Genomic DNA, 9067 nt, shown 5'->3' on the forward strand with positions numbered 1-9067 from the left:
AGCTGGCACCGAGCCTCCTGTCCGGTGGTCGCCGTCAGGCGGCTCGCATCACGCGGCCTTGATCAGGCCGTTCGGGTTGAGCACGTACTTCGTCGCGGCACCCTTGTCGAACTCGGCGTAGCCGCGCGGGGCGTCCTGCAGGTCGATCGGCTTCGCGTTGACGTTCGCCGCGATGCTGGTCCGGTCGTGCAGGATCGCCATCATCAGCTGCCGGTTGTACTTCATGACCGGGCACTGCCCCGTCGTGAAGGACAGCGACTTCGCCCACCCGGTGCCCAGGCTGAGCGACAGCGAGCCCTTCTTGGCGGCCTCGTCCACCCCGCCCGGGTCACCCGTGACGTAGAGCCCGGGGATCCCGAGCGCTCCGCCGGCAGCCGTGACGTCCATCAGCGAGTTGAGCACCGTCGCCGGGGCCTCGTCACCGGAGCCCGAGCCGTGGCCCTTCGCCTCGAAGCCCACGGCGTCGATGCCGCAGTCCACCAGGGGTTCGCCGAGGATCTGGTCGATCTGGTCCGCGGGGTCGCCCTTGGTCAGGTCCACCGTCTCGCAGCCGAAGCTGCGCGCCTGGGCCAGCCGGTCGGCGTTCATGTCGCCGACGATGACGACGCTCGCGCCGAGCAGCAGCGCACCGGTGGCGGCGGCGAGGCCGACCGGCCCGGCACCCGCGACGTAGACCGTCGAGCCGACCTCGACGCCGGCCGTGACCGCGCCGTGGAACCCGGTCGGGAAGATGTCCGACAGCATCGCCAGGTCGAGGATCTTCTCCATCGCCTGGTCCGCGTCCGGGAACTTCAGCAGGTTCCAGTCGGCGTAGGGCACGAGCACATACTCGGCCTGGCCGCCGACCCAGCCGCCCATGTCGACGTAGCCGTAGGCGCTGCCGGGTCGGTCCGGGTTGACGTTGAGGCAGATGCCGGTCTTGCGCTCCTTGCAGTTCCGACACCGCCCGCAGGCGATGTTGAACGGCACCGAGACGATGTCGCCGACCTTGATGAACTCGACGTCCGGGCCGACCTCGACCACCTCGCCGGTGATCTCGTGCCCGAGCACCAGGTCCGTCGGGGCGGTGGTGCGACCGCGGACCATGTGCTGGTCGCTGCCGCAGATGTTCGTCGCCACCGTGCGCAGGATCGCGCCGTGGTTGACCTTGCGTCCGACGTTCGCCGGGTTGACGCCCGGGCCGTCCTGCAGTTCGAAGGTCGGGTAGTCGACGTCGATGACCTCGACCTGCCCGGGTCCCTTGTACGCGACTGCGTGGTTCGTTGCCATGTGGGCCTCCTTGCTCACAGTGCGGCGGCGCCGGCTTCGGCGACCGCCTGGTCCTGCTGGATGGTGCCGGTGGACACGCCGATCGCACCGATGATGCGGCCGTCGCGGACGAGCGGGATGCCGCCCGGGAACACGACGAGCCGTCCGCCGTGTGCGTCGTTCAGGCCGTACAGGTCGCCCGTCGGACGGGTGGCCTCGGTCAGGTCCTTCGTCTGGGTCTGGAACGCGATCGACGTGTACGCCTTGTTGATCGCGATGTGGATGCTGCCGATGTTCGCGGTGTCCATCCGGACGTGCGCCTTGAGGTTGCCGCCGGCGTCGACCACCGCGACGTCCTGCGGCTGACCGATCTCCTCGGCCTTCGCGACGGCGGCGTCGATGACGCGACGGGCGTCCTCGAGGCTGATGCTGTCCTGGATCTTCTCGTTCGCCATGGTGTGCTCCTTGCCTGCTCGGGCCGGACCTAGAGCGTGCGGATCGGGATCTCGGCGGGCGCGGCGAGGAGTTCCTTGACCTCGTCGTCGAGCTTGACGAGGGTGATCGAGGCCCCGGCCATGTCGAGGGACGTGCAGTACTCGCCGACGTAGCTGCGGACCGGGGTGATCCCCTGGGCGACGAGCTTCTCGTGGGCGATGCCGTAGAGCAGGTAGAGCTCGCTGATCGGGGTGCCGCCGAGGCCGTTCACCATGAGCGCCACCTCGTCACCGCTCGAGAACGGCAGGTCGGACACGATCGGCTCGAGCAGGATGTCGACGATCTCGTCCGCGGGCACGATCTTCTGCCGCGCACGACCCGGTTCGCCGTGGATGCCCACCCCGACCTCGATCTCGTCGTCGCCGAGCTCGAACAGCGGCGAGCCCTTGGCCGGCGGGGTGCACGCCGTCAGTGCGACGCCCATCGTGCGCGTCACCGAGTTCACCTTCTCGCCCACCCGGACGACCTCGTCCAGGTCGGCACCCGCCTCGGCAGCGGCGCCGACGGCCTTGATGACGAAGAAGTTGCCCGCGACACCGCGGCGACCGATCGTGTACGTCGAGTCCTTCACCGCGACGTCGTCGTCGATGAACAGCGTCTTGACCTTGATGCCCTCGGCCTCGGCGAACTCCTCGGCCATCTCGAACGCCATCTTGTCGCCCGTGTAGTTGTTCACGAGCAGCAGCACGCCCTTGGGGCTGTTCACCCGTCGAGCGGCCTCGATGACGTAGTCGGTCGGCGGTGCGGCGAACACGTCCCCGGGGCACGCGGCGTCGAGCATGCCCTTGCCCACCACCATGACGTGGGCCGGTTCGTGCCCCGACCCGGACCCCTGCACGATCGACACCTTGGCGTCGTTCGGTGCATCCGCGCGCACGATCAGGTTGGCCTTCGGGTCGTACGTGAGCGTGTCGGGGTTCGCGAGCGCGAGTCCCTTGAGCATCTCGGGCACGAACTGCTTCGGGTCGTTGACGAACTTCTTCATCGGTGGTGCCTCACTTCTTCGTGATGGACGGACTGTGCTGGTCTGGTCGGGCTGGTCATGTGGTGCGGATCGGACTCGAACGCGTCACCAGGCGTCGGCGATGCGCTCCGCGAGCACGGCGACCGCGACGGCGCCCGGGTCCGGCGACCCGATGCTGCGCTCGCCGGTGTACGACGCACGCCCGCGGCGGGCCTCGAGTGCCGACGTGGCGTCAGCCGCGCTCCGGGCGACCTCGGCCGCGTGCCGGGCGATCGCCGCGCCGTCCTTGCCCGCGGCGCCGTCGGCCTCGATCGCGTCGGTCATCGGCACGATCGCGTCGAGCAGCGTCTTGTCACCGAGGTCCGCGCCACCGCGCTTCTTGATGCCCTCGACCGCGGCACGCAGCATCGCGACCACGTCCTCGGTCGTCAGGTCGTCCTTGCCCTTCGCGACCCCGGCGGCGCGCAGGAACGCCGTGCCCCAGATCGGGCCGGACGTGCCGCCGATCCGGCTGCTCATCGTCATCGCGACCTGCTGCAGGAACGTGCCCGGGTCCGAACGGTCGTACCCGTCGAACTCGGCGAGCACGTTCTCGAACCCGCGTGCCAACGAGTACCCGAAGTCGCCGTCCCCGGCCACGGCGTCCAGGTCGCAGAAGTACTTCTCGTTGTCCACGCAGGTCTGCGCGATCAGGCGTACAACGGACTCCAGGTGCGTGGTGGCTTCGGTGGTCATCGGGGTCCTCCGGTCGGGGTCTGCAGCTGGGTGAGGGTGTCGAGGGTGACCTGCTCGACCGACCCGACGTGGTGCGGGTCGGACAGGACGTGGGTCGGGGTGTCGGGCAGGTCGCCCAGGCTGTCGACCACGAGCGCTGCGCCGGTGAAGTCCTCGTCGGCGGTGTAGCTGCTGATGGTCACGACCGTGGTCAGCCCCGCGGCGACCGCGGCACGCAGGCCGTTGGCGCTGTCCTCGACGACGACCACGTCGTCGGCGCTGACGCCGAGCTCGCGGACCGCCAGCTCGTAGATGTCCGGCGCGGGCTTCTTGTGTGGCACCACGTCGCCGGCGAAGACCGCGAACCACGCTGCGGCGTCGTCGCCGACCGCGTGCTCGAGCACCGCGCGCACCGACGGTTCGGCGGAGGTCGACGCCACCGCCAGCAGCCAGCCCGCGTCGTGCGCTTCGTGCACGATCCGTGCGATCCCGGGACGGCCCGGCATGTCGCCGGCCCGGACCCGGGCCGTGTACCGGCGCGTCTTCTCGGCGTGCCAGTCCGCGACGGCGGCGCGCTGCGCCTCCTGGTCGGCCGGGAGGCCCGCTCGGCGCACGAAGTCGGGTGTCAGCAACGACGCCAGCCGTTCCTTCCCGCCGCCGATCCGCAGAACGCTCGCGTAGTCGTCCTCGCTCCACCGGACCGGCAGGTCGAAGTGCTCGAACGTCTCGTTGAACGCGGGGAGGTGGCCGTCCCGCTCGGTGTCGGCGAGCACGCCGTCGCAGTCGAAGACGAGTGCGCGCGTCATCGGCGGTCGGCCTGACCGTCGGCCTCGAACCACTGCACGTGCTCGGCGATCACGCCGGTCACCGCGGACTCGATTGCGGCGACCAGCTTCGGCGGGTCCCAGCTGTCCGTCGCGCGGGCGTGCTCCAGGTGTTCCAGCGAGGCCTGCATGTACGCGTGCTTCACGGCCGTCGAGATGTTGATCTTGGAGACCCCTGCCTCGATGAACGCGCGGAAGTCGTTCGGGGAGAGTCCGGTGCCGCCGTGCAGGACGATCGGTCGGTCGGTCAGCCCGGCGAGCTCGGCGGCGCGCTCCGGCAGCAGCACCGGGTCGGCCTTGTACAGGCCGTGACTCGTACCGAGCTGCGGCGCCAACAGGTCGGCGTCCGTCTGCTCCGCGACCTCGGCCAGGCGCTCGACCGAGTAGGCGTGCCGGGACTCGTCGCTGCCGACGCCGTCCTCGACGCCCAGGATGTTCTCGATCTCGGACTCGACGTCCACTCCCGCAGCGTGTGCGGCCGTGGTGACCTCGCCGGTCTCGCGCACCGCGTCGTCGAGGTCCCGGTCCGACGCGTCGAACAGCACGCTCGACCAGCCCGCCGCGATGACGTCGTCGAGGACCTGGCGGTCGGGGCAGTGGTCCAGGTGCAGGGCGACCGGGACGTCCACGTCGCGGGTGAGCGCACGGAACAGGTCGGTGGTGAAGGCCGTGCCGGAACTCCGGACGGTCTTGACGGAGATCTGCACGATGAGCGGCGCGTGGGTGCGTTCCGCTGCGGCGATCACCGCCCGCATGCTCAGTTCGTCGAAGACGTTCACGGCCGGGACCGCGTAACCGGCGTTCCGGGCGGTCCTGGTCAGTGCCCTGGTGGAGACGTCCATCGGCACTCCTCACTTCGTCGTGGGATGGTCGTCAGCGTCGACGACTGATCGGACTGTACCTGTCTAGACAGGACTCGACAAGTAAGATGTCCGATCATCCGGTGAGAGTCGTCCCAGAAGCGAGGTGAGTCGTGCACGACGCCGTGGAGCGCGATTCCGTCGTGCCCATCTACCAGCAGCTCGAGGACATCTTCACCGCGAAGATCGCGACCGGCGAGTGGTTGCCGAGTCAGCGCATCCCGTCCGAGAACGAGCTGAACCGGCACTACGGACTCAGTCGCATGACGGTGCGCGGCGTGCTCAACAAGCTCGCTGCCGACGGCCTGCTGACCCGCGTCGCCGGCAAGGGCACCTTCGTGGCCCCGGACAAGATCAACGCGGTGTCGCCGGCCTACCGGGGGATCCGCGAGCAGCTCGAGGTGCTCGGGTACGACATCACCACCGAACTGGTCTCGCTCGACCGGGGTCCGGCGCCCGCGCGGGTGCGCGACCGACTGGGCCTCGGTGCGGACGACGACGTCTTCGCGATCGCCCGGTTACGGTCCGTCGACGGCAAGCCCCTGAGCGTGCACCGGTCCTTCGTGCCCGCCGCGCTCGCCCCGACGCTCGACGGGCTCGACGTCGTGGGCGAGCAGCTGTGCGTGGTGCTCGAGGACGCGTTCGACCTGGCGATGCACGACGTGGCCGAGGCGCTCGAGGCCGTGGCCGTCGCCGAGGCCGATGCCGCACTGCTCGGACTGCGGCGGGGTGACCCCGTGCTGCAGCTCACGGACGTGATCGCCGACCGGGCGGGGACCACGTTCGAGTACTCCACGATCGTGTTCCGCGGCGACCGGATGCGTCTGCAGTTCGACTACACGCGCCCCTGACCCGGGCGCTCGGGGGTCAGTCGCTCGGGTGTGCCCGCGCCCAGGCGGCGAGCTGCGGGTACCGGAGATCGATGGTCGACTCCGCGGACTCGGTGCCGGTCGGGTCGTCACCGTCGGCTGCCAGGGCGTGGTCGTCGAACGCGTCCGCGCGATCGGACCCGATCCGTTCCGCCAGGACGTCGTCGGCGACGTACTCGAGTTCCTCGTCGTCGAAGCCGTCCTTCGCAGCATCCGCCGGCCCGAGCAGCCGGACGAGACCGTCAGGGTCCGTCTCCACCTGGTGCACGGCGCTCTGGCCCTTGCCGACGAGCCACGACCGGAAGTACTCGAAGTCGTCGTCGGTCATGCCGCCGGCCGCCGCGTACCCGGCGTCCCAGACCGACCAGCGGTCGAGCGCGGCGAGTTCCTGGCCGTACCGCAGGTCGAAGGCCTCGACGTCGTGGTCGGAGAGGCGCTCCAGCTGCGTGCGGAGCGCGCTGGGTCGTGCGGCGCGAGCGGTGTCGTCGGTCGTCCCACGGGCAGCGGCGATCACCTCCCAGAACCGGGCCTCGGGCATCGGTGTCCGAGCAACGGGCGCGGTGCCTGACGGGTGTCTCGTGTCGGTGTCCGCGTGTGCCGAGCACGACGTCAGCAGGGCCACCACGAGCACCGCCACCGGGAGCGTCAGCGCGCGGGAGGTCCAGGTCACGCGGTCAGCCTACGAGGTGCCGCGCCCCTGACCCGTCAGACCGTGACCGTCCCGAGCATCCGGTGCGCGATCGAGATCGACTCGCCGGACACCGCCGACAGTGGCGAGGACAGGAACGCCACCAGGTCGGCGATCTGCGTGGGGGAGGACTCGCCCCCGGCGCCCGGCTTCACCTCGGCCGTGGGCTCGTCGGTGACCGTCCCCGGGTTGACCACGTTCACCGTCACGCCCGAGCCGGCGAACTCGTCGGCCAGGTTCTTCGCGATGACGTTCGTCGCCGTGTTCCGGAGCGACGCGGTGATGTTGCCCGAGATGTAGGCGTTCTGCCCACTGATGACGACCACCCGACCGAAGCCTGCCTGCCGCTGGTGGGGGAGCACGGCGTTCGCGACCCGCAGGAAGCCGAGGGCCTTGCCGTCGATGGCGTCGGACACCTGCTCGGGGTCGGACTTGCGCTCGGGGTCGAGGGTGCGGGCGCTCGGTGCGGCCGTCACGACCAGGACGTCGATGCGATCGTGCTGCTCGAGGACCGAGGTGATGCCCGCGGCGACGGACTCCTGGGACGCGGTGTCGATCGACACCTCGTCGGGTGCTGCGTCCCCGCCCGCGCTCCGTGAGGCCACGACGACGGTGGCCCCTTCTGCGCGGAGGCGATCGGCCACGGCGGCGCCGATGTAGCCCTTCCCGCCGACGACGAGGGCGACACGGTCAGTGAGGTGCAGGTCCATGCCTCGACGCTATCCCCGCGCTCCCGACCCGTCCGAACGGTTCAGTGCGCGAAACGTACAGATCCCGAACCGTTCGTTGCGCGAACCGTTCACTCCCTGAAACACTCTCGTCGTCCAACCCGGACGCAGAGCAGATCGGAAGGTGGAAGCACGCATGCGCAGCACGTACCTCGGGGCCCAGCACGGCACCCGGACCCTCGGCTCCCACCCCCGCGCCGGCCTGACGGCACCCTCGGTGATCGAGGCCTTCGTGAGCGCGCGCATCCAGGACCCCTCGTTGCTCTCGAAGCACGCCGAGCCGTCCTACGCCGACTTCTTCGCCGTCCCCCGTTCCTGACCAGGGAGCCCATGACCACATGCCGTTGACCGTCGTCCGCCGCGAGCACCACCACCTCTACAGCCAGCAGCCCCGCTCTGCCGCAGCACAGCAGGCGGTCGACGCGCTGCTCCGCCTGCAGCATGCCGAAGAGCAGCAGATCGAGCACGCACGGACCGAGAGCGGTCTGTCGAAGAACGAGTTCCTGGCGGTCCGGTACCTGCTGCAGGCCCATCGCGACGAGCGCGCGATGGGGCCCAAGGACCTGGGCGTGATGCTCGCGGTGTCGAACGCGTCGGTCACCAAGATCGTGGACGCCCTGGTGGAGCGCGGCGACGTGGTCCGCACCGCCCACCCCACCGACCGCCGGGCGCAGGTGCTCGAGCCGACGGCGCAGGCGGCCGCCAAGATCGACGCCTCGTACGCACGGTTCCACGAGATCGTCGTGCAGGTCTTCGACGGGCTCTCCGACGCTGACAACCAGGCGGTCACGCACGCGCTGGGTCAGGTCGTCGAGGCGCTCGCCGTCGCGGTGCCGGAGCCGGCGGACGAGTACACGGTGGGTGCGGCGGTCGACGCGACCGTCTGACGGTCTGGAGGCCCGGCGCGGCCTGGCACCGTGCCTCCCGTCGGTTTCCACCACCGGAAACCTTCCAGCGGTAAGTTGGCACCATGACTGTCGCCGACGACGCCGAGACCGCGCCGCGGCGCGGCTACCGCAAGGGCGCGGAACGGCGGACGCAGATCCTGGACGAGATGATCCGGATGGTCGCGGAGCAGGGGGTCGACGCCTCGTCGCTGCGGTCGGTCGCCGAGGCCCTCGGCATCACCCACGCTGCACTGCGGCACTACTTCCCGTCGCGCGACGAACTGCTGCTGGCGGTCTACCGCGAGCACGAGGTGCGCGAGCAGGGCGCCCCGGACCGGCTCAAGTCGGCGATCGGGGACATGCGCGAGAGTGCCGGCCGGAACCGGGAGATCCCGGGTCTGGTGCAGCTGTACACGACGCTGGCGGCCGATGCGGTGGGGCAGGGGCACCCGTCGACGAGTGCGTTCATGCGCGAGCGTTTCGCCCGGCTGCGTGGCGAGCTCGCCGAGCTGATCGCGCGGGACCAGGCGGAGGGGCGGATCCGCGCGGACCTCGACCCGACGGACCTGGCGTCGCTGAGCATCGCCGCGTCGGACGGCCTGCAGGTGCAGTGGCTGCTCGACCCGGACGCCGTCGACGGGGAGCGCGTACTGCGGCTGCTCGAGTCCCTGGTGCCCGCCGCCGACTGATCCGACCGCGAGTGGTAACAGCTCGGTAACGGGCCCGAACTGGTCCAAACCGGTTCGGGGAGGGTGCCGAATCACTGTCACCAGCCGGGAAACACCCGGAG

12 protein-coding genes are annotated in these 9067 nt (G+C 70.2%); 4 read left to right on the forward strand and 8 right to left on the reverse strand.

All coding sequences use genetic code 11. The features are described from left to right. Positions 1 to 48: 48 nt before the first annotated feature. From fdhA to BIU90_RS08460, 6 genes are all read right to left on the reverse strand, one after another. Positions 49 to 1269, reverse strand: coding sequence for a formaldehyde dehydrogenase, glutathione-independent (fdhA, locus tag BIU90_RS08435; RefSeq protein WP_071299810.1), 1221 nt, complete (start codon positions 1267 to 1269; stop codon positions 49 to 51). 14 nt (positions 1270 to 1283) lie between these two features. Further along, positions 1284 to 1703: a heme-binding protein gene (locus BIU90_RS08440; RefSeq protein ID WP_071299747.1), complete on the reverse strand. Its 420-nt coding sequence runs from the start codon at positions 1701 to 1703 to the stop codon at positions 1284 to 1286. A 29-nt stretch (positions 1704 to 1732) separates the two neighbouring features. Continuing rightward, positions 1733 to 2728, reverse strand: coding sequence for a dihydroxyacetone kinase subunit DhaK (gene dhaK, locus BIU90_RS08445; RefSeq protein ID WP_071299748.1), 996 nt, complete (start codon positions 2726 to 2728; stop codon positions 1733 to 1735). A gap of 84 nt (positions 2729 to 2812) precedes the next feature. Further along, positions 2813 to 3442 carry a dihydroxyacetone kinase subunit DhaL gene (dhaL, locus tag BIU90_RS08450; RefSeq protein WP_071299749.1) on the reverse strand — a complete coding sequence of 210 codons (630 nt, stop codon included), beginning with the start codon at positions 3440 to 3442 and terminating at the stop codon, positions 2813 to 2815. Beyond that, entirely contained in the window at positions 3439 to 4227 is a 789-nt protein-coding gene (locus BIU90_RS08455) for an HAD-IA family hydrolase (protein ID WP_071299750.1), read from the reverse strand. Before BIU90_RS08455 ends, dhaL begins: the two co-directional genes overlap by 4 nt. Further along, positions 4224 to 5087 carry a class II fructose-bisphosphate aldolase gene (locus tag BIU90_RS08460; RefSeq protein WP_071299751.1) on the reverse strand — a complete coding sequence of 288 codons (864 nt, stop codon included), beginning with the start codon at positions 5085 to 5087 and terminating at the stop codon, positions 4224 to 4226. Before BIU90_RS08460 ends, BIU90_RS08455 begins: the two co-directional genes overlap by 4 nt. A gap of 161 nt (positions 5088 to 5248) precedes the next feature. On the opposite strand from BIU90_RS08460, the gene BIU90_RS08465 reads away from it, so the two are divergent. Continuing rightward, a complete protein-coding gene (locus tag BIU90_RS08465) occupies positions 5249 to 5956 on the forward strand; it encodes a GntR family transcriptional regulator (protein WP_175470159.1) in 708 nt (235 codons plus the stop codon). A gap of 16 nt (positions 5957 to 5972) precedes the next feature. Here the strand turns inward: BIU90_RS08465 and BIU90_RS08470 are convergent, their stop codons facing one another. Beyond that, complete coding sequence (locus BIU90_RS08470; RefSeq protein WP_071299753.1) at positions 5973 to 6644, reverse strand: DUF4240 domain-containing protein; 672 nt, start codon at positions 6642 to 6644, stop codon at positions 5973 to 5975. A gap of 35 nt (positions 6645 to 6679) precedes the next feature. Beyond that, a complete protein-coding gene (locus tag BIU90_RS08475; RefSeq protein WP_071299754.1) occupies positions 6680 to 7372 on the reverse strand; it encodes an SDR family NAD(P)-dependent oxidoreductase in 693 nt (230 codons plus the stop codon). 154 nt (positions 7373 to 7526) lie between these two features. Here BIU90_RS08475 and BIU90_RS08480 point away from each other — a divergent pair, with 154 nt between their 5' ends. From BIU90_RS08480 to BIU90_RS08490, 3 genes are all read left to right on the forward strand, one after another. Further along, positions 7527 to 7709, forward strand: a complete 183-nt coding sequence (locus tag BIU90_RS08480; RefSeq protein ID WP_071299755.1) for a hypothetical protein — start codon at positions 7527 to 7529, stop codon at positions 7707 to 7709. A gap of 19 nt (positions 7710 to 7728) precedes the next feature. Beyond that, entirely contained in the window at positions 7729 to 8277 is a 549-nt protein-coding gene (locus tag BIU90_RS08485; protein WP_071299756.1) for a MarR family winged helix-turn-helix transcriptional regulator, read from the forward strand. Positions 8278 to 8360: 83 nt separating this feature from the next. Then, a complete protein-coding gene (locus BIU90_RS08490) occupies positions 8361 to 8966 on the forward strand; it encodes a TetR/AcrR family transcriptional regulator (protein WP_071299757.1) in 606 nt (201 codons plus the stop codon). The last annotated feature ends 101 nt before the right edge of the window (positions 8967 to 9067 follow it).

This window comes from Curtobacterium sp. MCBA15_001, assembly GCF_001864835.1.
Taxonomy (GTDB): Bacteria; Actinomycetota; Actinomycetes; order Actinomycetales; family Microbacteriaceae; genus Curtobacterium.